The 23859-nt window shown below is 38.8% G+C and carries 23 protein-coding genes; 11 read left to right on the top strand and 12 right to left on the bottom strand.

Annotated features, from left to right (window positions below; translation table 11 throughout):
• Window positions 1–33 precede the first annotated feature (33 nt).
• Entirely contained in the window at window positions 34–681 is a 648-nt protein-coding gene (locus JN11_RS05695) for a carbohydrate-binding family 9-like protein (protein WP_144910473.1), read from the bottom strand.
• An 89-nt stretch (window positions 682–770) separates the two neighbouring features.
• Window positions 771–1874, bottom strand: a complete 1104-nt coding sequence (locus JN11_RS05690) for a substrate-binding domain-containing protein (RefSeq protein WP_144910471.1) — start codon at window positions 1872–1874, stop codon at window positions 771–773.
• Window positions 1875–2020: 146 nt separating this feature from the next.
• Here JN11_RS05690 and JN11_RS05685 point away from each other — a divergent pair, with 146 nt between their 5' ends.
• From JN11_RS05685 to JN11_RS05670, 4 genes are all read left to right on the top strand, one after another.
• Window positions 2021–2617 (top strand): Crp/Fnr family transcriptional regulator, encoded by a 597-nt coding sequence (locus JN11_RS05685; protein WP_144910469.1) that lies wholly within the window; start codon window positions 2021–2023, stop codon window positions 2615–2617.
• A gap of 130 nt (window positions 2618–2747) precedes the next feature.
• The gene (locus tag JN11_RS05680) at window positions 2748–3545 is read left to right on the top strand and encodes an alpha/beta fold hydrolase (RefSeq protein ID WP_144910467.1); all 798 of its coding nucleotides are present in this window, start codon (window positions 2748–2750) and stop codon (window positions 3543–3545) included.
• A 161-nt stretch (window positions 3546–3706) separates the two neighbouring features.
• Window positions 3707–4048 carry an ArsR/SmtB family transcription factor gene (locus JN11_RS05675; protein ID WP_144910466.1) on the top strand — a complete coding sequence of 114 codons (342 nt, stop codon included), beginning with the start codon at window positions 3707–3709 and terminating at the stop codon, window positions 4046–4048.
• Window positions 4029–4484, top strand: a complete 456-nt coding sequence (locus JN11_RS05670; protein ID WP_144910465.1) for an SRPBCC family protein — start codon at window positions 4029–4031, stop codon at window positions 4482–4484. The genes JN11_RS05675 and JN11_RS05670 overlap by 20 nt, the downstream gene beginning before the upstream one ends.
• Before the next feature lie 119 nt (window positions 4485–4603).
• On the opposite strand, the gene JN11_RS05665 is transcribed toward JN11_RS05670, so the two are convergent.
• On the bottom strand, window positions 4604–7054 hold the full coding sequence (locus JN11_RS05665) for a TonB-dependent receptor domain-containing protein (RefSeq protein ID WP_144910464.1): 2451 nt from the start codon (window positions 7052–7054) through the stop codon (window positions 4604–4606).
• A 204-nt stretch (window positions 7055–7258) separates the two neighbouring features.
• Here JN11_RS05665 and JN11_RS05660 point away from each other — a divergent pair, with 204 nt between their 5' ends.
• Window positions 7259–7504 carry a hypothetical protein gene (locus JN11_RS05660; protein ID WP_144910463.1) on the top strand — a complete coding sequence of 82 codons (246 nt, stop codon included), beginning with the start codon at window positions 7259–7261 and terminating at the stop codon, window positions 7502–7504.
• A gap of 40 nt (window positions 7505–7544) precedes the next feature.
• On the opposite strand, the gene JN11_RS05655 is transcribed toward JN11_RS05660, so the two are convergent.
• Window positions 7545–9530, bottom strand: a complete 1986-nt coding sequence (locus tag JN11_RS05655) for a phosphatidylinositol-specific phospholipase C domain-containing protein (protein WP_144910462.1) — start codon at window positions 9528–9530, stop codon at window positions 7545–7547.
• 67 nt (window positions 9531–9597) lie between these two features.
• Between JN11_RS05655 and JN11_RS05650 the strand changes: the two genes are divergently transcribed.
• The 3 genes from JN11_RS05650 to JN11_RS05640 all read left to right on the top strand — a co-directional run bounded on the left by JN11_RS05650 (window position 9598) and on the right by JN11_RS05640 (window position 13631).
• Window positions 9598–11034 (top strand): hypothetical protein, encoded by a 1437-nt coding sequence (locus tag JN11_RS05650; RefSeq protein ID WP_144910461.1) that lies wholly within the window; start codon window positions 9598–9600, stop codon window positions 11032–11034.
• A 575-nt stretch (window positions 11035–11609) separates the two neighbouring features.
• Window positions 11610–12677, top strand: coding sequence for an MBOAT family O-acyltransferase (locus JN11_RS05645; RefSeq protein WP_246138946.1), 1068 nt, complete (start codon window positions 11610–11612; stop codon window positions 12675–12677).
• Window positions 12678–12680: 3 nt separating this feature from the next.
• Entirely contained in the window at window positions 12681–13631 is a 951-nt protein-coding gene (locus JN11_RS05640) for a hypothetical protein (RefSeq protein ID WP_144910459.1), read from the top strand.
• Window positions 13632–13767: 136 nt separating this feature from the next.
• On the opposite strand, the gene JN11_RS05635 is transcribed toward JN11_RS05640, so the two are convergent.
• Together JN11_RS05635 and JN11_RS05630 are read right to left on the bottom strand one after the other, a co-directional pair.
• Window positions 13768–14937, bottom strand: coding sequence for a kelch repeat-containing protein (locus JN11_RS05635; RefSeq protein WP_144910458.1), 1170 nt, complete (start codon window positions 14935–14937; stop codon window positions 13768–13770).
• Between the two features lie 56 nt (window positions 14938–14993).
• Window positions 14994–15281, bottom strand: coding sequence for a hypothetical protein (locus JN11_RS05630; protein ID WP_144910457.1), 288 nt, complete (start codon window positions 15279–15281; stop codon window positions 14994–14996).
• Between the two features lie 208 nt (window positions 15282–15489).
• Here JN11_RS05630 and JN11_RS05625 point away from each other — a divergent pair, with 208 nt between their 5' ends.
• Window positions 15490–15816 carry a hypothetical protein gene (locus JN11_RS05625; protein WP_144910456.1) on the top strand — a complete coding sequence of 109 codons (327 nt, stop codon included), beginning with the start codon at window positions 15490–15492 and terminating at the stop codon, window positions 15814–15816.
• Between the two features lie 365 nt (window positions 15817–16181).
• Here JN11_RS05625 and JN11_RS05620 read toward each other — a convergent pair whose 3' ends face one another.
• Complete coding sequence (locus JN11_RS05620) at window positions 16182–16982, bottom strand: hypothetical protein (RefSeq protein ID WP_144910454.1); 801 nt, start codon at window positions 16980–16982, stop codon at window positions 16182–16184.
• A 463-nt stretch (window positions 16983–17445) separates the two neighbouring features.
• On the opposite strand from JN11_RS05620, the gene JN11_RS05615 reads away from it, so the two are divergent.
• Both JN11_RS05615 and JN11_RS05610 read left to right on the top strand, forming a co-directional pair.
• Window positions 17446–17958: a YciE/YciF ferroxidase family protein gene (locus tag JN11_RS05615; RefSeq protein ID WP_144910452.1), complete on the top strand. Its 513-nt coding sequence runs from the start codon at window positions 17446–17448 to the stop codon at window positions 17956–17958.
• A gap of 450 nt (window positions 17959–18408) precedes the next feature.
• Window positions 18409–19581 carry a sensor histidine kinase gene (locus JN11_RS05610; RefSeq protein WP_144910450.1) on the top strand — a complete coding sequence of 391 codons (1173 nt, stop codon included), beginning with the start codon at window positions 18409–18411 and terminating at the stop codon, window positions 19579–19581.
• Window positions 19582–19908: 327 nt separating this feature from the next.
• Here JN11_RS05610 and JN11_RS05605 read toward each other — a convergent pair whose 3' ends face one another.
• The 5 genes from JN11_RS05605 to JN11_RS05585 form a co-directional block, all read right to left on the bottom strand.
• Window positions 19909–20667 (bottom strand): SDR family NAD(P)-dependent oxidoreductase, encoded by a 759-nt coding sequence (locus JN11_RS05605; RefSeq protein ID WP_144910448.1) that lies wholly within the window; start codon window positions 20665–20667, stop codon window positions 19909–19911.
• A gap of 377 nt (window positions 20668–21044) precedes the next feature.
• Entirely contained in the window at window positions 21045–21632 is a 588-nt protein-coding gene (locus tag JN11_RS05600; protein ID WP_144910446.1) for a Crp/Fnr family transcriptional regulator, read from the bottom strand.
• 207 nt (window positions 21633–21839) lie between these two features.
• On the bottom strand, window positions 21840–22265 hold the full coding sequence (locus JN11_RS05595; RefSeq protein ID WP_144910444.1) for a nuclear transport factor 2 family protein: 426 nt from the start codon (window positions 22263–22265) through the stop codon (window positions 21840–21842).
• Window positions 22266–22293: 28 nt separating this feature from the next.
• Window positions 22294–22917, bottom strand: coding sequence for an NADPH-dependent F420 reductase (locus tag JN11_RS05590; protein WP_211360658.1), 624 nt, complete (start codon window positions 22915–22917; stop codon window positions 22294–22296).
• 63 nt (window positions 22918–22980) lie between these two features.
• The gene (locus JN11_RS05585; RefSeq protein ID WP_144910442.1) at window positions 22981–23733 is read right to left on the bottom strand and encodes a glucose 1-dehydrogenase; all 753 of its coding nucleotides are present in this window, start codon (window positions 23731–23733) and stop codon (window positions 22981–22983) included.
• Window positions 23734–23859 lie beyond the last annotated feature (126 nt).

Genomic DNA, 23859 nt, shown 5'->3' with positions numbered 1-23859 from the left:
TTCAATTTGTTGATTTTTTTATGAATGATTAATTTAATTAGCAAATTTTACTTCTCCAAAAAACTCAGGCAGGTGAAAGTTTGGATCGGGATGTGAGATAGTGTTCCAGCTTAAAAAATGAGGTTCTGGTAAATCATCACCACATTTATAAAAATTAACTTTGGCTACCTGTTCATTTAATGATGTAATATGATGGTGCTCAAATACCGTAAAAGGAATATTAAGGGTAAGCTCCCATTCTATTAAAGCATCCGGTTCTGCAGGCGGTGTTATCAAATGATAACTGGTAATTCCTTCAATCAAATGTTCCTTAATATATACACGGTCATTTCTCCCGGCCCCATAAGCTGCCAAAGTGGTGCCCTGGCAATTAAATTCAAGGTTGTAATACCTGCTATCATTATTAAAGGCAATAAATACCTCTACGCAGCTATCCTTGTATACCGGGTCATTTATATGTTGGTATACCGTCTTTAAGTCTTTCTCTTTAACGGTATATTTTAATAAAATACTGTTGTGAGTATAGGCCATGTTAAAATAAACCTGTGGCATATAACCGGTGGTGCTCCAAAGCAGGTTATCAATATACTGCTTTTCACTTTCATCAAGCAATTTTGAAACATTGCCCAACGAAATGCGTGTAATTTCTTCCGGAATAAAGCGCGCCTCAAAGTATTTCATTACATAAACAACAAAGTATTAAAACCGCAAAGCGTGTTCGAACACAAATATATAATTAATATCGAAACGTCAAATTAATATTAAATTAATCAAATATTGGGGAAAGACGGATCTTTTTCGTCGAGGAAATAATTAAGATTTTCGCGGGTAACAATATCCAGCGGCAGGTATTTAAGAATAGGGACTTCCTTTTTAAACACCAGGTGTTCGGCTAACTGGTATATCCCCCAGTAGCCTTGCCCTTTGGGATTTTGGTTGATAAGAAAACTGATATTGCCTTTTTCCAGGTAATGAAGGTTGGGTGGTACCAAATCGTAACCTATCAATTTAATATGGGTAATGTGACGCTGTTCCAAATATTTTGCCACATCATAAGCTTGTGAGGTGGTAACATAAATCTGTTTCAGATCCAGTGTTTCCTCCACTATCTCATCCAGTTTTTTAATAAAGCCCGATTGACTTGCCCTTTTCAGCTCAACCCTTAAAATATTATACTGATGACTCAGGTTATTTTGAGCAAAATAATTCCTGAAACCCTGTTCCTTTTTAACCAGGTGCTGCGCATTGCTAATTTCTTCATCAATATGCGCAATCAGGATAGAACAAGGATTGGGCTGACCATAATGAACCAACTTGCCCGCCACCTGTCCGCTTTGGTAAGAATCCTGACCTATATAGCTCAAAGGATCGTAATCTGCTATTTGGGTGTTAAACAAAACAAAGGGGATATTCTCGGCACTCCAGGTTTCAAAAAAAGAAAGTGTTTCTTTATAATAAATGGGCGATAACAAGATACCGTCGGGCTTGCGTTTAGTTATCTCATCAGCCATCTTCACATAGGCGGCTACATCCTGCGGATCAAAAACAAATTGTTCAACCGTAACCCCGTATTGTTTCAAATCCTGCTCTGCCTGTTCGATGCCCAGCTTAGGTGCCAGCCAAAAATTATCATAAGTATGATCAGGAAACAGGGCCGCAAAATAGTATTGCTTTTTTGAGCCCAGCATACGCGCCATTAAATTTGGCTCGTAGTTCATTTCCTTAATAATTTTTAAAACTCTTTTCTTAACATCCTCTGCTACCCTGCCTCTATTGTGTATCACCCTATCCACCGTACCTGTTGATACATTTGCCTTAAGGGCAATATCCTTTATCCGTACAACACCATTTTTTGCAGAGACGTCCTTCTTCATTGATTCTTGAAAATTATACCCATTAATACGGATTAGCCAAAAATACAATATAAACTATAATGAAAGCTATAGCCTAAATCAGATAATTTTTTTAATGGGTCAGCTATTCATTACGCCATGTTATTTAAAAGCGATATTTTTATAGCATGTTAGATGACGCCACAGAGATTGATTTATTACGCACAGTAATGTGCTCCACCGGTATGAAGGTGGAGGCGTTCGATCTGTCATTGCCGTATTGGAAATTAAAGCATTATAAAAAAGGGGAGTTTTATAACGAATATAAAAACGTTTGCAAACACCTTGGCTTCATTATCAGCGGTGTATTCAGAATTTATCGGACAAATGAAAACACCGGCGAAGAAAAGAATATGCTCTTTTTTACCGATCATCAATTTGTTACTTCCTTTACCAGCTTTTTAAGCCAAACGGCCTGCGAATACTACACAGAGGCCATGGCCGACTCATTTATTTTATATATCCATGTGGACCACCTGAATGCGCTTTATAGTGAATCGCACCAATGGGAAAGATTTGGCCGAAAGGTTGCAGAAACCGCCTTTTATGAGGTAATGCGCAGTACCGAAGGATTTTTATTTAAAACCCCTGAAGACCGTTACCGGGATATGATAGAGAAACACCCTAATATTTTCAACTCCGTACCCCTTTATCATATTGCCTCTTACCTCGGCATCCAGGGGCCATCATTAAGCCGTATCCGGAAACGAATGGTTGGCAAATAACGCTTTCTTCCTGCCATTTTTTTATTGTACAATTTTTTCATCCTGAATTTCGATTTTAACCTGGGTTAAAATTATCCCGGCTGCTTACCCCGATGTTTGTGCTGTCCTAAACAATTAGGCATTAAACAAAATGAAAACAGCAATATTAGTAATGGCATTGAGTGTATTAGGTTTTACTTCTCAGGCCCAAAAAACAAACAACAAAAATTCATCAACTATTGTATTGGTACACGGAGCCTGGTCTGATGCAACTGCATGGCAAGCCGTTGTTCCGGTATTACAGGCACAGGGTCATGAAGTGATCGCCGTTAACCTGCCCGGTCACGGAAGCGATGCAACTTCATTCGCAAACATCAGCTTGCAAACTTATGTGGATGTGGTAAAGAACGCCATCGGCGACAGAAAAAACGTCGTTTTAGTAGGTCATAGCATGGCGGGTATCGTTATCAGCCAGGTAGCTGAAGAGATCCCCGGCCAAATCAAAGAATTAATTTACCTGGCCGCTTATCTGCCACAAAACAGCGAAAGCTTATTATCCCTTGCAAAACAAGATGCGGATAGCCATATTGGCAAATATTTACAGGTTGACCCAACCACCGGTTCTGCAAACGTTGCAAAAGATGGCGTAATAGATGTATTTGCTGCGGATGCACCAGCACAAGTTGGCCAGTACATTGCTAACAATATTAAACCAGAGCCATTGGCCCCGCTTGCAACACCTGTTACTTTAACTGATGGAAACTTCGGCAGTGTGAAGAAAGTTTATATCCACACCACAGAAGATCACGCGGTTAGTTTTACCCTTCAAAAAACAATGGTGAAAAACAATGGCCATATCAGTAAGGAGTATTCATTGCCAAGCAGCCACACCCCTTTTATATCAATGCCTGATAAATTGGCTGCTATTTTATTGACAGTGTCAAAATAAATCACAGTATATCCTAATAAAAAGCCTTTAGATGGAAATCTAAGGTTTTTTGGCGTTTCTGATGTAATCCCTCCCAATAATTCAATCTCAAAAAATAATTTCAAAAAAACTTGCGCAAGCAAATGCTTGCATATATATTTGCAAGCACTTACTTGCATAATATGAAAGCGCGACGAGACGTTTACCAGGCCATAGCCGACCCTACCCGGAGGGCAATTATTAATATGATTGCCACCGAACCGCATAACGTAAATACTATCGCCGAAAAATTTGACGTAACCCGGCAGGCTATATCACTGCATGTTCAAATCCTGATTGACTGCGGACTTATTGTAGTTAAAAAGCAAGGCCGCGACAGGCTTTGCGAAGCGCAATTAGATCAGCTCAGCGAGGTATCCTTGTGGGTTGACCAATACCGCCAGCACTTTGAAAAGAAATTAGACGCAATGGAAACATATATCGAAAAATTAAAAAAAGAACGAGATGGAAAACACAACAAGTAACGCAACAGACCGGGAGATTTTTATTTCAAGAACTATAAATGCTCCTGTGGCACTAGTATGGGAGGTTTGGACCAAACCTGAACATATTGCCAACTGGTGGGGCCCAAACGGCTTCACCAATACGATCACCCTTATGGATGTTCAACCCGGCGGAGAATGGCACCTGGTGATGCACGGGCCGGATGGAACGGATTATAAAAACAAAAGCATGTTTAAAGAAATTGTGCTCCACAAAAAGATAGTATTCGACCATTTTTTTCCAAACTTTACTGCAACAATTGAATTTGAAGAGCAGGGTGACAAAACACACCTCACCTGGCACATGCTTTTTGAATCGAGAGAGCAATTTATAGCTGTTGTTAAAGCTCACAAAGCTGACGAGGGACTAAAACAAAATGTGGAGAAACTGGTACTATACCTACAGGGTTTGAAATAAGGACGGCTATACCATTAAATATTTGCAGTCGGATGGTCCGGTGTTATCACCGCGCCGACAAATTACATCAAAAAGCCTTTAGATTTTCATCTAAAGGCTTTTTGATGTATTATAAATTTTTAATGTGCTCTACCCTGTTCACTATCGGCACCGCCGGTTTCGCGTTTTGGAGGCGTATTGGTTGATTTGCCAAAACTATAGGTAAACGCCAGGGTGGCCACCTGAGTATCCACAAAATTGTGATAGGTTGCCGTGGCACCCACAATATTGGTAATGGTTCCGCTAGGACTAAACGTGTGAAAAACATCTCTCATGTTTAACTTAATGGAGCCCTTATTATTCAATATCTTTTTCTGGATAGCCGCGTTCAGCATACCCGTAGGTATAGAAACAAACTGACCATAAGTACCGCCGGTATTATAAAAACCGCTCAACTCGGCACTCCAGGTTTTTGATAAGGTGAACTGATTATTGCCATTTGTAGAAAATGTATATTGTGACTGATTGAGGTAGCCGGTGTAAAATGCGCCCTGGTAGGTATTATTATATACTTCGGCATATAAGTTAACCGTCCACCATTTAGTAGGTTGAAAATTGGTGTTTACAGAAAGATCCCATGTCTTTTGCATCCCAATATTGCCCGTGGTGCTGATAAATATGCTGCCGCTATTGTGAATTGTTTCACCCTGAACATTGGTTGTGTAATTATAGGCAAGCGCAACCGTAAACAAGCTTCTGTAACTATAAGCCAGTTTATAATTATCGGTAAACTGCGGTTTCAGGAAAGGATTTCCTGAAAAATAGGTAAACTCATCCACAAAAAAAGTAAAGGGGTTTAAACTTGCATAATTCGGCCTGCCAATGCGGCGTCCGTATGAAAGAACCAGCACATTATGACCTGCGGTATCGAGGTTATAAGAAAAATAAGCAGTAGGAAACAAATCTGTATAATGATTAACGAATGATGAATCGGCCTTTTCAGCATTACCCAGCTGGTGCCCATTGCCATTGGTATTCTCTACCCGCAAACCTGTTTGCAGGGAGAATCTGCCGAAATTTTTATTAAAATTCACATATGCAGCATTTATATTCTCTTTATATAAAAACCGATTGGTATTGTTATAATCAATGGTACTTACATTATCAATTACGTTAAAGTAATTAGCGGCATTATCTGTATTTACATAACTGCTTTTAATACCTGCTTCAAGTTTTGCCTTGCCTTTGAACGGATGAGAATAATCAGTCTTGGCCGAGTAAATATTAATACTGGCCGGCAAATCATCACTGATGGTTTGTGAATTTGTTAAACTACCGTTAGGTAAAAAAGTATTATTTACAAACAACTGGTTACTGCCTGAGGCATCGTGAATATAATCCAGGTCAAAGGTCAGCGCCCTTCCGGCACTATCAAATTTATGGGTATAATTCAGATTTATGCCGTTACTGTTAAATTTGCTTTTGGAGGTATTTTGAGTATTAATAGTTGAATCTAACCCACCGTTTTTATCATAGAGTAAGCTATATACCGGGCTATTATCATTTGCATTTGATATGTCGCCGGTATATACTATTCCCCAGGTTGTTTTGGGCGATACGTAAAAATCCATTCCCGCCTTAATATTGGTATTGTGTTCTGTCGGTCTGAAATAGGAAATATCTTTTAAAGAGGAGGTTGGATCACCATTTGCATCAAAATAGTTCCGGTCAATTTCCAGTCGCCTGAAAGTGCGTTGTTCGTTATAAGCCACATTGGCAAACAGATTAACTTTATCTATACGATAGTTGAGGTTAATACTTTCATCGTTATGACCGTAATGCCCTTGCGCGTAATCTGCCGACACTACTGCATTAAATCCCCTAACAGCATTTTTCTTAGTTTTGAAATTGATAACCCCCGCATTTCCGGCAGCATCATATTTGGCCGGCGGGTTATCCATCAATTCTATCTGATCTAATGCCGATGATGGCAAGGACTTCAGGTAAGTGGCCAGGTTAGCGGCCGAAAGATAAGTTGGTTTATCATCAATCATCACCAATACCCCGCTCTTTCCTTTAAAGGTAATATTGCCATCGGCATCCACCTGCACGCCTGGTGTCTTTTCCAAAACTTCCAAAGCATTAGCCCCTGTATTTGATATTAACGCGCCCACATTTACTACTGTGCGATCTATTTTTTGCTGGATATATGATTTTTGAGCGGTTACAGCTACTTCATTCAATGCTTTTCCTGCTAGCTGCAAAATAAATGCCGGTAAATTAACTGGTTTCTGCTGACTCATAATAACATTGTCGCTACGATAATTTTTATAGCCGATATAAGTTACCTTTATGAGGTAGGTATTATCTGTCAGGTTTTGAAAAACGAAGCTGCCATCGTGGTTAGCCAGTAGGGTGCTTACCACCGCTGAATCTTTTGCGACAAATAAAATCACCGTTGCGCCGTCAAGCGGCTTTTTGGCATCATCTAAAACCGACCCTGAAATTTTACCACCTGCGGTTTGTGCATCGGCAAAATTGAATAGCAATAGCGTGAACAAGGTGAAAAGAAATACTTGTATTAGCTTCATAATTATATGACAATGATTTAGTTGATATCGTTACAGCTAAACTATATCGTCCAAAAATATATTATTTTGAAGATTATCCCCATATATCTTTAAATGATATTGTTTTTATTATTCACGATAGTTCAACCTTTAATACTTTTCCTTTCGTAACAATAACTTTAAGATCCCGGCGTTTTTTCCGGATAATAATTATTTCATCAGTTTATGAATAAAAAAGTCGGCGTGGCCCAAATACGGTATAATACAGATAGTAACGGGCATGATCAATGCTGGCGCCTGGTTCTCGATGGTGAAGAAATCATTGTTGAATCAGTACAAATACACGCCCCTGTATTTACTTCCAGGGATTGGATTGAACCGATTGGCAAATTTAAGCATCACATCTCTGTACACGATTGCTTTGTTAAGATCAATGATGACGGCACTGCGCTGATCACTGATTTAGAATAATATTTGCTTTTGCAAACAAGCATTATTTATAGCCTTTTCGTTAATTGTATATTTTCGATTCATTTAGTTCAATACAATAATCTGTGATCCAGGCACCCGCCACATCAACGTACAATATATTGGGCTTATTATTTTTGTCAATGGCTCCACTTTCTATCCAGTCATTCACAGCCTTAGAAAGATATTTATTCCCCGCCACAGATAGGTCAATTATACTTTTGTGTTTTCTTATAACATTGGTTAACATCATAGCGCCATCAACCAACGGACTCGTTTTAGAACTTTGAAAATCATTACATATCATGGCTGCTTCATCACTCGATTGAGTTAGTTGCCAATCCAGCCGTATCAGATCATTTGAACTTATATTGTTTGATAATCCTGAAAAAAAGGCCCTTTGCTTAGTTAAAAGATTATCAATTTTATTTGTTGCAGCGTATGCTCTCCTGATGTTCAAAAATGTGTTCGACCTGGTTTTCATAGAACTTGAATCGATATTTTTCTGCTGCGAGGAGTAACCTTCAAACGTGATGATTACCTTCCCGGCAAGGTCCTTTAGTCTTATCTGCGAAATGTTTTTACCTTGGTTATTATACATCAGCTCTTTACCCAGCACATTATTGATCGTATCAATCAACATATTCATTGGTGTTTCCCGTTCACAAAAATGCGAGAACGTGATCAGAATAAATTCCTTTTTATTTTTGAGCAAAAAATCCTTTACGTCATTTAGTATCACTGAGAATTTTTCTCCATATGCTCCGCCTATTGCGTCAGTCATACAGTCAGACGCACAATGTTTGGTGTAAAATGCACCGTTGAATGTTCCTATCCGCAAATCAAACATCCTTATTCCCGAGTTTAATTGATGATTTATATTCTGTGTTTGCGTTAGCGTATTACATTCATTGATGGATCCGCTTTGAGAGCCCCCAACACCATTTAAAACAGACAAGCCTGAGTCATGCGATCCTGGCAATAGAATATCTTTTAATGTTTTGTCACCTTTTAAAGGTATCAGCTGCGTTTCAATCCAGTTTGATGGGTTATAACTGGTAAAATAACTGATGTATAGTTTTTTGTCTTCACCAACATATGAAAGGATAAATTTTCGGTCATCAACATTACAAATAGATACAGGGTAGTTTGTTGAAAAATAAGCTGGCAACACAGTTTCGGGATTTAAACCAGCTCCGGCTATTTCTGATGTATAATATAAACGAGTATCCCCTTTTTCGCCTTTCCATATATAAAAAAGTTTGGGGGAATTAAAAACACTATAAATTGCCGGTGATACATTTGATTTTGACTTTAATATGGTTACTGGATTGGTCCAGCTATTTGCATCAATATCAAAATCAGCACTATAAATCCCTGTACTTTTATATCCCTTAAAAGTTATGCGCACCCTTGCCGCAGCAAGCGGCGCAACAAATGGATAACTATCACTGGTAATGTTAGGCACATTGCGCAGTTGAATTACTTTTAAAGTGCCACTTTCCTCCGGTTGAAGTAATGCGTATACCAGATGATTCTTATCGTTATAGTGTGATGTTATTATGATGTTATTGCCAACCGTTGCAGCTGTAATACCATCAGTAAATTTTATTGGGTTGCCGGCATTCAATGTATATATTTTTGATACATCAAATGAGGTTGTAGTATTGTTAATTATATATCTTAAACTTCCATCCAGTCCTATCCAAAAAAGGTAAATCCTTGTTCCAAATACCCTGAGCACTGGCGCAAAAGCACTCTGTTCGCCAATATTTTGTTTTTGCTCAATAAAATCAGATTCGTATTGCCTGCCCAAATAGCATACACCAATGTCGCCGGTAGCGCCTTCATTTTTCCAGGTTACAAAAAAGCCTCCTTTAAAATTGGTAATATCAATAGCGTGGTCGGTTGTTACACCATTTAAATAATTTACCGGATAACTAAAATTAAGATTTTGGGCGGTGCAAATTCTGGCTGCAAATAATAGAATCCCTACTATAAATGAAATGCTATAGAACAATTTACTCATAATAAAATATTAACTATAATGCAATATGTTAAATATAATTATAATATATTTGATTAAAGCCTTGAGTATGAATAAAAAGCTAACGCTAATCATCCTATTTTTAATATGGTGTGTTAACGCCATAGCTCAGGACACGCATTACTGGTCAGATGATTATTCTACAGCAGGATTTATAGTTCCTGGAGCAGTAATTGCCAACAACAGGGATAGTTCAGTGTTATTTTACAACCCGGCATTGCTGGCTTTTTCTAAAAAAAATTCAGCCAGCTTTAGCGGTAACCTTTATCAACTGCAAAATATTTATATCAAGAATGGGGTAGGTGAAGGAAAAAATCTTTCGTCTACCAACCCTGCAATCATACCACAAATAATTTCGGGAGTAATTCATATAAAAGGCGATAAACCCTTTACTATAGGTTATGCACTTACGCATAACGATGTTTTAAACTATAATGTATCTCAGCAAAAAGATGGTAGCTTCAATGTATTAAGTGACTCGTATAGCCCGGGCCCTGAATATTTTTTGGGTCAGTACCAAATGCAGAACCGTATCAGCGAAACGTCGGGTATCTTTAGTGCTGGATTTAAATTGGCAGATAATTTAGCTTTAGGCCTTAGCACCCAGGCCACCATACATAACCAATTTTATGATGATGAATACAGTGCCAGAGCTTTTATAAATGATGGCTCTGATAATCCATTCCCGCCGTATACCAACACGCAGGAATCATACCTTGCCAAATACACCAATATAGGGGTCAGGTTTAAAGCCGGCTTATCCTATGATTTAGACAAAAGCCATTTAGGTGTGCTAATTACATCGCCCCAGATACATTTATACGGGCAAGGATCAATACTTAGTGATTATGTAATTACAGATTTGCACCTTGATGGTAACGGGCCAACAACTAATTTATTGGCAAACTCCAGGCAAACCGGTTTAAAGGCAATGTGGAAAACACCGTTCAGCGCCGCATTGGGGTATGCGTATGATATTAATGGAGGGCAGCTATATTTTGCAGGGGAATACTTTACCGGCATAAGCGAGTATGCAAATTTAAATCCTACTGACGAATACTTTGTAAAACCTGTAGGCAGCACACTGTTTTCATCTAATCTTTTAGAGCTTAAAGATGCCCGTAAATCAGTTATTGATTTTGGCTTTGGTTATAGTTTTTTGCTGGCCGAGAGTATTACTGGTTATGTTTCAGTACGATTAGATCAGTCGTACGCTGATCAGGCTTTATATAAGAACGATCTTGGCTATGAATATAATACCACCACGTGGAATAATTATGACTGGGGTTTCGGCGCAAATTTTAAAAGGCGCAAATTTAACCTGCGTGCAGGATTGCTGTTCACTTATGGGCAAACCAACAAATATTTACAACCCTATAATTTCGATAATGCCAACGAAGGGAATGTACTTGCCGGAGATCCACAAAATACATTAGCCAGAACTTTAGGGGTTAAGTTGATGATGGCTTATATCTATAATTTTTAATATTTAGATGAATAGGCACCCATTTACAGCTTCAATAGAGTCCTGCTCCAACTAATTGCAGTGTTTTAACTCGCTGGTCGGGATTCTTGTTGACTGTCCAACACCACTTTACTGTTCGATGTTATTCGAGTTTTAATCTTTTTTCTGCTAATTAAAATTATTATTTTAGCGAAAACTTAAACATGCTGTTTAACTCATTTCAGTTTCTCTATTTTTTTATAGTAGTTACTACGCTCTATTTCTTATTGCCTCATAAATATCGATGGATATTATTACTTATAAGTAGTTGCTACTTTTACATGACTTTTGTACCAATCTATATCTTGATATTAGGTTTTACGATTATAATAGATTTTTTTGCGGGAATTTATATTGAGAAATCGCAGGGTAAACAAAGAAAGATGTTCCTGATCTTTAGTTTAGTTGCGAATATTGGTGTCTTGGCTGTATTTAAATATTACAATTTTATTAATGAAAATTTATCCGTTTTATTAAATAACGTCGGCCTCCTTAATCATTTGCCTTATTTAACCATTTTACTTCCTATTGGGTTGTCTTTTCATACATTTCAAGCCATGAGTTATACCATTGAGGTATACAGAGGGAACCAAAAAGCCGAACGAAACTTTGGTATATATAGCTTATATGTTATGTTTTACCCGCAACTAGTAGCGGGTCCAATTGAAAGGCCACAAAACTTATTGTATCAGTTTCGCAAAAAACATGATTTCAATTACCAACGAATTGCAGATGGTTTAAAGTTAATGGCATGGGGCTTATTCAAAAAAGTGGTAATTGCAGATAGATTATCAATTGTTGTAAATAAAGTTTACGATAATCCTCATAAATTCCACGGATTAAGTTTTGTTATAGCCACAATTTTTTTTGCATTTCAGATTTTCTGCGATTTTTCCGGATATACAGACATTGCTATAGGTGCCGCAAATGTTATGGGATTTAAATTAATGAAAAATTTTAACCGGCCCTATCACTCAAAAAGTATCAGCGAATTTTGGACAAGGTGGCATATTTCACTTTCAACATGGTTCAAAGATTATTTATATATACCGTTAGGGGGAAGTCGCGTTAGCGTACCACGTTGGTATTTTAACCTGTTTATTGTTTTTTTAATCAGTGGCTTATGGCATGGAGCTAATTGGACTTATATTTTGTGGGGAGCGTTAAATGGCTTTTATTTAATTTTTGCCTTAGTTACGCAAAAAGTTAGAAACAAAATAGTTGCTTTTACGGGTATCGCTAAATTACCGGCGGTATATTCAGCCATTCAGATATTTACAACTTTTTTCCTTATCCTCATTGCATGGGTCTTTTTCCGGGCACGAAAAATTCATGATGCATTATACATTATAAAAAGCGCCTTTACGCAAACTTATACCGATCTGATAAATTTGCTTCACCATAAACCTTTAGAAATCACGACGGCCAGCCATGACCTGGAAAAGGGTATAATTGTAATTTTATTTTTAGAATTGATTCACATCCTGCAGGGCAAAATGAATATCAAAGATTTTATTAATAGCCAGCCTAAATATCTTCGTTGGGGCATATACTACTTATTTATTTTTTTATTGCTGCTTGGTAGTACGGCCACAAACAGTCAATTTATTTATTTTCAATTTTAATTTATGAAAAATGAATATTTAAAAACCGTTAGCAGTTTATCGGCCATTATTGTACCTGTAGCTATTTTAGTAGTATTATTAATGCACTTTGGGTATACTCCTCTTTTTACAAATTCAATTAGTTTTGATGCAAAAATCAAATTTGTAAATAACAAAAAACCAAAACAGATTGATTTAGCAGCAATAGGTTCATCTATAACATTAAATAATTTAAGCTCAAAAGTTATAAAAGATAGTTTGAATACATCATTCTTTAATTTTTCTTCCTGGGGTCTTCAGATGAATGATATAAAAGAAGTTATTGCTAAGGATATAGTAAACTACAAGCCTAAATATATACTAATCAGCTCTTCAATTCCAGATTTTATACTCCCCGGAAATTTACCTGCATTGGAAAACTATTATAACACTAACAAATTTTTTAAAGAAACCTTTACACCTTATTTCTACATCAAAAACTTCAATTCTATAGCCGATATCTATACCAGGAAAAAAGCAACTGATAAACTTGAACGTGTAAATGATCAATACGATTCTCTGAATTTTGACGACTATGGCGGGGCGCTGTTATACATTCCCGAAAAAAACATTTCAGCAAGCAGATGGAATGCCAAAGACCCTTTTCCAACCAATTACACTAATAGCCAATACAAAAATTTAACTGCGTTATGTGTGTTTTTAAAAGAGCACAACATAAAATTAATTTTTGTTCAGTCGCCTATAAAAAAGTCATATGTATATTCAGCAGAAGCACAACAAATTATTGATGATCACTTTAACACCTGTAAAAACATAGTTGAGAAATACAATAATATCTATTTGAACTTCTATAATCCCCAATTATTTTCTGACGATCATTTATTTGTTGATCAATTTCATTTATCTGCAGCGGGAGCAGAAATATTTACAAAACAAATTACACACAACTTAAAGATTAATCATATTATTCAATAATTTAACAGGTTTATTATTGCCTATAATTTTCAATGCGTAATCAAAAAGGCCTTAGATAGAAATCTAAATCCTTTTTGATTAATCTTATTAGTTGAGGTTTCATTCATTCGAAATTCTCATTTAATGGGCGAATACCTTATGGCTTAAACTGGAAAAAGCTCTGCGATCCTGCATAATACCAGCCGAAATATGCTTCCCCTGTAATAATGTAGCCTATACCGTTAACGCTCACAGAAGCTGAGAAGAGTTTAATTGGAGCAAAAACCTTTTCCTTTAAGGTCCAGCTATCAGCTACAGGGTCGTATTCATAAACGTATGGATAGCCCCCCTCATCTGTAACTAAACCGCCACCTATGTATCCTTTATTTTGCGCTGAAAAAGCGAAACCCGCGCTTCTGGCCACATATTGCGGGGGCATTGATAATTGTTTCCAAGTTTCGGTGGCAAAATCGAACGACCATGCATCCGCTATATATGGATCTGATCCTCCTGTCTGGGCAGCTCCGCCAATTACATAACCCTTGTTATTTAAGGTAAACCCCATTGCTTGTCCACGCGGCAAACCCGGAAAACTTGTTGTTTGCTGCCAGCTATCAGTTACCGGGTTATAGCGCCATACATCATTAGTATTGGTAAGGGCATTAGGTGTATCCTGACTCCCACCTATCATATAACCATATTTATCTGAGCTGAAGCATACCGGAAAAATAGTATAAGTGCCCGGAAATGACGCTATTTGCTTCCAGGTATCTGCGGATGTATCATAACACCAGAAACTATTATCGAATAAGAGTCCTGAACCCATGCCCACATATGCTTTTGTACCAATACTAAAGGAGTTCACAATATAGGAAGCCACAGGGCAGCTGGCAAGCTGTGTCCATTTATCTGCATTAGGATCGTATTTCCACCAGTCGGCCAGTGCATAATCCGTCACCTGCGATTTTCCCAATCCGAAATAAATGTTTCCCCCAATGGCAACAGCAGTTGCCCCAAAACGCGCCGGTCCCGGAAAATTATTCTTAGGGGTCAAATATTTATAAACACCGTAATTTCCTTGTACAACCGTTACAAGATCTTTGCCCGTTTTGACCGTCAGGTTTCCCATATCTGACATCGATACATTATCTCCTTTTACAACCAATTGGGTAGGTGTAACCGAAATCACGCTAAGCACCGCAGTATCCAGCAACACCTGGTTATTTGCCAATGCCGGATTAAAATATTGTCCGGAAATAGTGATCGTACTGCCTGGCAGCAAGGTGGTATTGCTCACACCTGACACCAAAGGCAGTTGCAGTGTCAAATACCCGTCATTACTTTTTAGCCCACTAATAATTACGTTAAAAATATTTGATCTATTCAGTAGCGTATTAGGTACATTAAAAAAACGCTTGTCGTATCAATTCGTGTCGGGTGGATCGTTATATTAGAACCGAAATCAATGCTAATATCTGCGGGGTTGATGATATCGAGCGAATCAATGGTTAACTTAACTTCTTGTCCCCAGATATAAGCTGAATACAAAGGCTCAATTTTTACATGGGTCATGGCAGGCTCTTTTGACTTCGCCTCCTGTTGGCCGCCTTCCTTTTTGCAGCCCGATAAAATGGTAAGCAGAACAATTGCCAGGTTCAGTATTCTCTTCATTTTGCGATAAGTGGACGGCAAATATAGAAATAATTTTTACTGACCGCAGTTGTCTCCTTTGGACTGGATATAACCCCACCCAACACTCCCGGAGAAATCAACCCAAAGATTACTAACAAATCACGGGCTTGTAAAAAGACTTACGCATTTGATGAATAATTATCAATAATATTAATCTGATTCAAAAACATTATTGATATTTGATGTAATGAAAGTGACGGCTTTTTTTATGATGATATGCATGGTTTTCCTTATAACTTTTCAAGGAAAGGCAAAAGTTATGCATACTTCTGAAATGAAAACCTGCTGTCATGAAATGGCAAAACGGACGCCTTCCGCTCCTGATCAAAAGGATGATTGCGGCCAAAGGGGGTGCAATATCATCTTATCTTGTCCAGCTTGCAGTTTCTTAACAGTTGACCCTATTTTTGTGAAACCTTTAATTCCAATAGCTATAGAGTTACAGGTTATTCCTTACCATATGGGTAGTTTATCCGATTATACTCTTCCAAACTGGAATCCTCCAAAAGTTTAATAATAACGCTATACCTGTAAGCTTATCACTCAGGACATTTATTATTAAACTCATTTAAAAATTTAAAATCATGAAAAAGTTTCTTTTCATCGTTACGATGATACTATTATCTATAAATACAATTTCTTTCGCTAACACTCCATGCTGCAATAGCAAGATGAATCATTGCACTAAATGCGCAAAATCATGTACTAAACCAACATGTACGGATTATTGCAGCAAGACTTGCAAATCGTCAGGAGTGTGTGATAGGACCTGTAAATAAAAGAAAGAGCCGGGTTCGCCCGGCTTTTTCTTTCCTAGTATAAGCAAAACAGTTTTGCTATATGAACTTATTTGAACAGAGAAAAGGCGTCTTCTTAAACCTATTGCTGCATGCTGCCCGGGTCAACTTTAAAATAAGATTTATAGTCGGTAAGTCGTTTCAGCAATCCCTTGTTTTCGTTAATAATTTTCGCCTTTTCGGTTACTCCTGCTGGTAAAATTATATACCCGTATGGACTCTTTCTTTCCCCAAGCCACATAGCGCCCGGATTAATTACAACCGGCCCATCAGCCTCACCGTTTGGTATATTTCCTATATCTTTATTAGTTAAATACGGAGCATAAAACATATAATGTGGCATATTCATTGTCATAACGTCATGATGATCCGGCTTTCCGGGATAGGTGCGCATTACCGGGGCCAGCATGTATGAAATGCCGGTTCTCGCCGGAGCCTTGTATATTCCTTTCCTGATTCTGTCAATTACTATATTTTTTATCTGTAAGGCTGTGAATTTTCCTGTAGCCCTCATAGCTGCAACATCGCTGCAAACAGGAAAAATTGTCCTGGCACCTTCAGCGTCAAAGCCGATGGCAGCGGCATCGTCTTTCCTGAATTCCCCCCACTCCCATTCCGTCCGCGTAACGAAACACATAAACCCATTGGACCCCTTATGGGCTACATAATAACCCTTTTTAGGATTCAATAAATAAACAGTGGCATCATGACGCAGTTGCGGAGGAAGGGCACTTAATGCGAAGTCCGTCTCAAGACTTACCGGAATTTTTTCAAGCTCCCAATCTGTGGTCTTTTGGCCAAAACTTTGGTTGGAAATAAATAAGACGACAAGGACCAATAGCGCTCGCCGGAACTCTTTGTTTTGTCTGATCACACTATTCATATTTATAGTTTAATTGCCATACTTTATTGTATGTAATATTCTATAATGAAGTTATTAGCTGCAATTAAATTTAACAAGGGGCATAAACGCCATTACAAGGGGGCATTTATGCCATTTTAAATTTTTTGTGAATCCCCATTTATTTAAAATTTATTTCCACCACCTTACTAACTACAGATTAAGCAGTTAGGGTCACCAAGCATTATTAAAGAAAATAAAATGCAATATCGAGCCCATCCAAACGTATTAATTAATATAAAAACAGCACAAGTCATCATCATAATTTTTTAATAAATTATCATATGCACCACTCTTTATAATACCAGCATATCTGCTGCACTTCCAAAATTTTACTTTTTTATCAAAGCCGGGTTAACCGGGATTAAAAGCACGCCCATGTTTTTTGGTGTGTGCCGTTTATGAATTCACAATAATTTTTAACATATAATTAATCTTCAAATTAATGGAAACACAAACAGTGAAAGCGACCAATTTAAAGCTCAAGGAGTTTTTTGTTCACCAGTTAAGAGATATTTATTGGGCAGAAAAAAAGTTATTCACCGCGTTGCCAAAGTTGCAGGAAGCGGCAGGCACACCGGAATTAAGAGATGCCTTCGGCCAGCACGGGCATCAGGCAAAAACCCATGTTGACCGGTTGGAACAGGTTTTCGGCATGTTCAATGAAAAGGTTGATTCTGGTAAATGTGCAGCTATAGCCGATATTGTAGAAGAAGGCGTGGATGTGATCGGTGCAACTATTGAAGGCTCCAGCCAGCGAGATACAGGGCTGATTTTCGCAGGCAAGAAAGCCGAACATTATAAAATTGCCACATATACCTCCATGGTTAATCTGGCTAAGAACATAGGTTACCACAATGTAGCTGATATTTTGGGCGAAACGCTGGCTGAGGACAAAGCAGCAGATGCGCAGTTAAGCAAAATCGCCGAAAACAATATCAATTACGCATTAAATTAAATAATCAGCGACCTTATTCGATTTTTATTAATCTCTGCCAAGCCAGCGTCCTTTACCGGATGCTGGCTTTTTATTGAGGGACGAAGAGATTACAACGCTGGATTGCAGATACTATAAAAATGATATATCATTAATGCACACATCTTTTCCTGAAAGTTTTAAAAGGAAATGTTTGAGTTCAATGCTGGTTATTTGCAACGCTGAAGTTTGTTAGAAAACAAAATAAGAAATTGATGTTATATTGTCCATTTGCGTCAAAATAGATTAAAGAACATACTGAATATCATAACCTTGTTGATTCCACTTGCCACAAGAATTTTAGCTGTTATTTTTTGAAACTAGTTTATCGATAATAATTGCCCATTCATCGAAAACTCAGGAATTAAGACTACTACAGACTTAGTTTTATAACACAAAACAGACCAGCAATTACTTTTAACTCAATTAGCCATGGAAACACAAAGACATCAAATAATAAATGATACGCCAAAACAAATGAGCTTTTTCAATAAAAAAGAAGTATCACCTATTAATAATGAATTCAATACTTCGACCATTTGTTGTCAGGCGGAGGAAGATAGTCCTTTTACCGTTGCTGATTTAAAAGATTTAATGGCCTATAATGAGTTAGGCTGCTGGAAATTAAATATTCTTACACAACAGATCAGTTTATGCCCTGTTTCAATAAGATTATTGGGATTAAGAACAGGTGTTCAAATTAATTTAAGTACCATTACCCGTCAGTTGATAAATTTAAATGCTTTAGGGATAATTGAATCTTTCAGATCCGCTTGTCAAAATCACACCCAGGTTGAGAAAGTTATTAAAGTGAATATTGGTGAATCCAATACGGCAACCTGGTTAAAAATTACGGGTTCATTATTTTACAGCAACGGAATAGCCGTAAAGGTTATGGGTACAATTACTGATATCACGACAGTAAAAAACGAGGAATTTCAACGGAAGGACCTAATGGCGTTTTTAAGTCACGAGCTTAGGACGCCTTTGAGTATAGCAAAATTATATGTTCAGCATTCGTACAAAATAGTAAAAAAAGAAAAAGTTAATGAGCTGGCAAACAACCTGGCGAAAGCCGACTATCAGACTGAGCGAATGGTAAATATGATCGATAACTTTTTGACACTGTCACATATGGAAAATAGCAAATTGATTGTTCAGCCAAAGGGTTTTGACCTGACGGATACGATTTCCGAAATAATAAAGGACATGGCATTTATGTACCCCGGCAGGGTTTTCAAAATGGAATCCGAAAATCATGTGAAAGTAAATGCTGACAAAGATAAAATCATACAGGTACTAATAAATTACCTCAACAATGCTGTAAAATATTCGCCAGCAGATACTCCTATAAGCATAAGCTGCAGAAAAATCGGTGATCAAATAAGGGTTGGCGTTAGCGATAAGGGGCCGGGAATTTCAACTGATAATCAGAAACATTTATTTAACCGCTATAGCCGCGTTCACGACGAAAACAATATAAGAGTTAAAGGATTTGGACTGGGCCTATTCCTATCAAGAGAAATAATTGAAAGCCATGGTGGAAAGGTTTGGGTTCAAAGTGAGCCTGGTGAAGGATCGACTTTCGGATTTACTTTAAAATAAACAAATATTTAAGCCTTTATTCTTTCTTTTAAGTGTACGTTAAAGACTCGCCATTTTTATACTAAATCATGTATAATTGAGCCTTATTTAATAAATGCCTGCAAAATTGATTTGCAGGCATTTATCATTTTTAATATTGATTCAGTGGTCTCAAAGGCTCCAATCTCCAATAATTTTATAGAGCATCTACAACTATTAATTGAGCTGGTGGTACAATAAAGGCCGATTTCGAAAACGGCGACGAGAAATGTTTCAAACTATTTTAATTCGATATGCCTGTAAGATAATTCCGTCCCACTGCCTTTCATTTTTTTTGAGTTTATGGATTTAAAAACCGTACATACCACCCGAAACTGAAATTTGCTCGCCTGTGATCCAGGCTGCATCATCGGAAGCAAGAAATACGACAGCTTTCGCAATATCTGCGGGCTGGCCTCTGCGGCCAAGCGGTGTTTTGGCAACAAACATCTTTTCATACTCACTGCCGGCAGTGACGCCTGCGCTGGCTGCGCCTTCCGTTTCAGTAGCGCCGGGTAAAATAGAATTGATACGGATGTTTTTTGCACCCAGTTCTTTCGATAAAGCAATGGTGAAGGCATCTAAAGCCGCCTTAGTTGCAGAGTATAAAGAGGCTCCCGGCAGCGGGTATTTGCTTGCACCTGAGCTGATATTGATGATATTGCCGCCTTTGTCGCCAAATAATTTTAAAGCTGCCTGGATAGTCAGTATAGGCCCTAATACATTGACGTTGAAACTCTGATGAAATGCTGCTACCGAGATCTGTTCTATAGGCGCGTATCCCTGGGCAACCGCGTTATTCACCAAAATATCTAACCCGCCGAAAGCTTTCTTTGTTTCGTCAAAGAGCCTGTTTACATCGGCTTCGTTCGATACATCGGCTTGCACCGCAATGGCAATGCCGCCATTGTCCGTTATGGCTTTCACCACTTTATCTGCGCCTTCTTTACTTGAAGCATAATTCACAACTACCTTTGCGCCTGCTGCCGCAAAGTGTTTTGCGATAGCTGCACCTATTCCTTTTGAAGCACCGGTAACTACCGCCACTTTGTTTTTTAATTTACTCATTATTTCTATTTATTAATTAATACTTTTTTTGTTAATATTCATTGAATCGTTTAATTTCAAATTCTTCAGGATTTTTCCGTTCTGAATCATATACAAAGGTGCGGTACTGTAACGAACTCCGTATTGACATGAATCATAAAGTGCGCTTGATATAAGTCAATTCAAGATGATGGCCTAAATCACATTAAGCTGATAACGAACTGTAAAATAGCAACTTAAGGCAGAGGCAAAAAACCAAAGCAACAGAAAGCCTGACCGGTTACAAGGGCCCATATTCCATTAGTAAGCACTTTTTTTGCATTCAGGAAGATATACCGATAAGGGTTTCTGAAGCGGCAATTGAAAAGCCGGGCGCTTTGTTGAAAGGCTATAAAGATCTATTTAAAAGAGTTTTTCTTTAGCCTGCTCAACGTTTCCGGGGATAAACCCAGATAAGAAGCGATCATGTTTTGCGGGAACCGCTGTAGAAATTGCGGATAATTGCTGATCAAATCCTCGTAACGCTCTTCAGCCGTATAGCTCATAGCGGCCTGCACTCTTTTCTGGTTGGCAATGGTGTAATTTTGACTGATTACGTTCGCCATCGCCGAAAAGGCAGGTATATGCTTAAGATACTCCTCAATTTGAGCATTGGTTGATTGCAGAACCTCCAGATCCTCCAGCGCTTCAATATTAAAGCGACTTGGCGTTAAAAGGTAAAAGCTTTCAAAATCGGCCAGCCACCAGTTTTCCAAAGATAATTTCAGTATATGTTCATGCCCTTTTTCATCTACCGTAAAGGTTCTGGCAGATCCTTTTACAATAAACCCGATATATTTGCACACGTCTCCTTCCTGTAAAAAGTATTGCCGTTTTCGAAGTTTTTTGGGCTTGAAATACTCCATCAACAAATGCTTATCATCCGCTGAAAGTAGTTTTCCTGATATTTCTTGAATGTAATCGAAAAGCGCTTCAAAATTGGACATCGTTCAACAATATAATTATGCGCAATTTACTCAACCTGCCTGATAAATCCCTGCTTCCGGCAGAAACAGGGATTTGAAGGAAGCTTATGCTGTTGAAACATTTATTTTAGTGTGTATTGGTGAAACCCCCGTTAACTTATAAACGGTCATATTGCCTTTTATCTTTTGTCTTTGAGCTTATGAATTTAAAGCCCGTCCATTCGCTCATTAAGCCTTGTGGCTTATGGGCATCTCGGAGGCCCGCGCCAGTGCCTGCGTGTCGATATACTCCCGGATAGTCGTTAGTTTGCCATTTCGAACGGTAATATCGAAGACCCAATCGTCCTTGAACGGCTTATTCGTGGCTTTGATTTTCCCCGTAGCCACGCCGATAACGAAAACCCGGTCTCCCTGCGCCAAGAATTCGGGGGGCTTTGGGTATGTCATTTCCACCTCTTCGGAAGCCTTCCGAAGCACAGCCACCAATTCCTTGTGCCCGCGGTGCGTGCCGGCCAGCGGCCAGTCCTCACCCGGAATGATCCACTCGATATCTTCGGCTACCAGTGCCAGCACGCCTTGCTTGTCGGCGCCGCCAATTGCTGCAAAAAAGGCTTGCACAATCCGGACATTCTCTTGTGTTATTTTGTCTTTCATCTTTTTTAAAATTTGCGATCAGGATTAATCAGTCGAATTTGACCAGGTCCTGAAAGATAAGTTTACCCCAGGTATTTCCGTGCGCCTGCACCAGCAGTCCGCCTTCCGAAAGCCCGCCAAGTTTGACTGGCGCGAAACCGAGATTTTCCGCAAGCGCACCAATCTCCGCCGCTGCGCCGTCATCATCGCTCGTCAGGAACACGACTCTCCTGCCACCATGTACGGCCGGATCCTGATCAAGAATGGCAGCGCCCAAATGGTTGAAGCCCTTAACCAGTTTTCCACCGGTGAAGGCCTGCGCCACGAACCAGGCAGAAGGCAGTCCTCCCATTTTCTCAGGGGGCACGCCGTAGGCATTGGTCACATCAACGATGATCTTCCCCTGCCAGGTGGGGAGCGCCTTCGCGACATCCGTGTGCGATTCAAAACGCACAGCCAAAAAGATGACGTCCGCCTTGACGGCTTCCGCCAGTGTTGAGGGAATGATCTCGGGTCCGATTGCGGCGGCATCGGATGCAAAGCTTTCCGGGTCGCGCGTGGTTGCAACGGATACTTCGATTCCGTTGCGGGCAAATGCCTTGGCCAGGGCTTGGCCGATCTTGCCGAAGCCGATAATTGCGTAGCTCACTACTTTCTTTTCTGATTTACTCATTTTGAAAATTATTTTAATTATTTAATGGCACCGGGTTAAAAACCCGCGCGAGTGTAGGGTCAATTATTTAGACAGATAAGTCATCCCACCATCAACAAGGAGTTCAGCACCAAGCATAAACGAAGAATCATCAGAGGCCAGGAAAACTGCTGTTTTACCAATGTCAGATGGTTGCCCGATCCTGCCTATCGGCATTTGATCTGAAAAGTGTTTTTTTACCGCTTCCATTTGTTCTGCGGGAACGAACTTGTCAAATGCCGGTGTATCTGTTGTACCTGGTGTTATAACATTTGCCCTGATCTTTCTGTCTAAAAGATCGCTTGAGAATGCTTTGGCTAAATAGATCACGGCTGCTTTTGCAGCGCCATAAAGCGTAAAATTCGCATAGGCCCGATGAGCAGCATTTGAACCGATCAAAATAACAGAGCCACCGTCATTCATATAGGGCAATGCTTTTTGAACTGTGAAGTAAACACTTTTCAGGTTCAGGTCAATGGCCTGGTCAAACGCGGCTTCGTCAAAAGTTGCCACAGTTCCTACCGCCCCGGCACCCGCATTGGCTACGATCACGTCTATTTTACCAAATTTTTCAGCTGTTGCTGCAAACACCCTTTCCAGGTCGGCAACATTGGTTACATCGGCATTTATGGCTATAAAATTATCTCCAAGTTGAGCTACAGCACTATCTAAAGTTTCCTGATTTCTGCCGACAATAACTCCTTTAGCACCTTCATTTTTAAATTCCTGGGCAATGCCAAATCCTATCCCGCTATTACCACCTGTAATAACTACTACTTTATTTTTTAATCTATTCATTATTTCTTTTTTTAAAGGTTGAGCGACAAAAGTCGACTATTAAAGTTATCTTTAGTAACTTTGTACTGAAAGATAACAGTAACACAGAGGTAACAGAGTAACATTGTGATGTGTCAGATTAAAGAT

The sequence above is a fragment of the Mucilaginibacter frigoritolerans genome, assembly GCF_007830615.1.
GTDB lineage: Bacteria > Bacteroidota > Bacteroidia > Sphingobacteriales > Sphingobacteriaceae > Mucilaginibacter > Mucilaginibacter frigoritolerans.
This window is presented reverse-complemented; position numbering and strand designations above follow the sequence as displayed.

Excerpts from the sequence above, each read along its gene's own strand:
- JN11_RS05695 (WP_144910473.1), bottom strand. The coding sequence starts at position 681 with ATGAAATACTTTGAGGCGCGCTTTATTCCGGAAGAAATTACACGCATT.
- JN11_RS05600 (WP_144910446.1), bottom strand. The coding sequence starts at position 21,632 with ATGTCCAATTTTGAAGCGCTTTTCGATTACATTCAAGAAATATCAGGA.
- JN11_RS05605 (WP_144910448.1), bottom strand. The coding sequence starts at position 20,667 with ATGAGTAAATTAAAAAACAAAGTGGCGGTAGTTACCGGTGCTTCAAAA.
- JN11_RS05645 (WP_246138946.1), top strand. The coding sequence starts at position 11,610 with ATGAGTTATACCATTGAGGTATACAGAGGGAACCAAAAAGCCGAACGA.
- JN11_RS05610 (WP_144910450.1), top strand. The coding sequence starts at position 18,409 with ATGGAAACACAAAGACATCAAATAATAAATGATACGCCAAAACAAATG.
- JN11_RS05655 (WP_144910462.1), bottom strand. The coding sequence starts at position 9,530 with ATGAGTAAATTGTTCTATAGCATTTCATTTATAGTAGGGATTCTATTA.
- JN11_RS05690 (WP_144910471.1), bottom strand. The coding sequence starts at position 1,874 with ATGAAGAAGGACGTCTCTGCAAAAAATGGTGTTGTACGGATAAAGGAT.
- JN11_RS05685 (WP_144910469.1), top strand. The coding sequence starts at position 2,021 with ATGTTAGATGACGCCACAGAGATTGATTTATTACGCACAGTAATGTGC.
- JN11_RS05670 (WP_144910465.1), top strand. The coding sequence starts at position 4,029 with ATGGAAAACACAACAAGTAACGCAACAGACCGGGAGATTTTTATTTCA.
- JN11_RS05630 (WP_144910457.1), bottom strand. The coding sequence starts at position 15,281 with ATGAAGAGAATACTGAACCTGGCAATTGTTCTGCTTACCATTTTATCG.
- JN11_RS05595 (WP_144910444.1), bottom strand. The coding sequence starts at position 22,265 with ATGAAAGACAAAATAACACAAGAGAATGTCCGGATTGTGCAAGCCTTT.
- JN11_RS05590 (WP_211360658.1), bottom strand. The coding sequence starts at position 22,917 with ATGAGTAAATCAGAAAAGAAAGTAGTGAGCTACGCAATTATCGGCTTC.
- JN11_RS05615 (WP_144910452.1), top strand. The coding sequence starts at position 17,446 with ATGGAAACACAAACAGTGAAAGCGACCAATTTAAAGCTCAAGGAGTTT.
- JN11_RS05660 (WP_144910463.1), top strand. The coding sequence starts at position 7,259 with ATGAATAAAAAAGTCGGCGTGGCCCAAATACGGTATAATACAGATAGT.
- JN11_RS05585 (WP_144910442.1), bottom strand. The coding sequence starts at position 23,733 with ATGAATAGATTAAAAAATAAAGTAGTAGTTATTACAGGTGGTAATAGC.
- JN11_RS05680 (WP_144910467.1), top strand. The coding sequence starts at position 2,748 with ATGAAAACAGCAATATTAGTAATGGCATTGAGTGTATTAGGTTTTACT.
- JN11_RS05640 (WP_144910459.1), top strand. The coding sequence starts at position 12,681 with ATGAAAAATGAATATTTAAAAACCGTTAGCAGTTTATCGGCCATTATT.
- JN11_RS05620 (WP_144910454.1), bottom strand. The coding sequence starts at position 16,982 with ATGAATAGTGTGATCAGACAAAACAAAGAGTTCCGGCGAGCGCTATTG.
- JN11_RS05650 (WP_144910461.1), top strand. The coding sequence starts at position 9,598 with ATGAATAAAAAGCTAACGCTAATCATCCTATTTTTAATATGGTGTGTT.
- JN11_RS05665 (WP_144910464.1), bottom strand. The coding sequence starts at position 7,054 with ATGAAGCTAATACAAGTATTTCTTTTCACCTTGTTCACGCTATTGCTA.
- JN11_RS05625 (WP_144910456.1), top strand. The coding sequence starts at position 15,490 with ATGAAAGTGACGGCTTTTTTTATGATGATATGCATGGTTTTCCTTATA.
- JN11_RS05675 (WP_144910466.1), top strand. The coding sequence starts at position 3,707 with ATGAAAGCGCGACGAGACGTTTACCAGGCCATAGCCGACCCTACCCGG.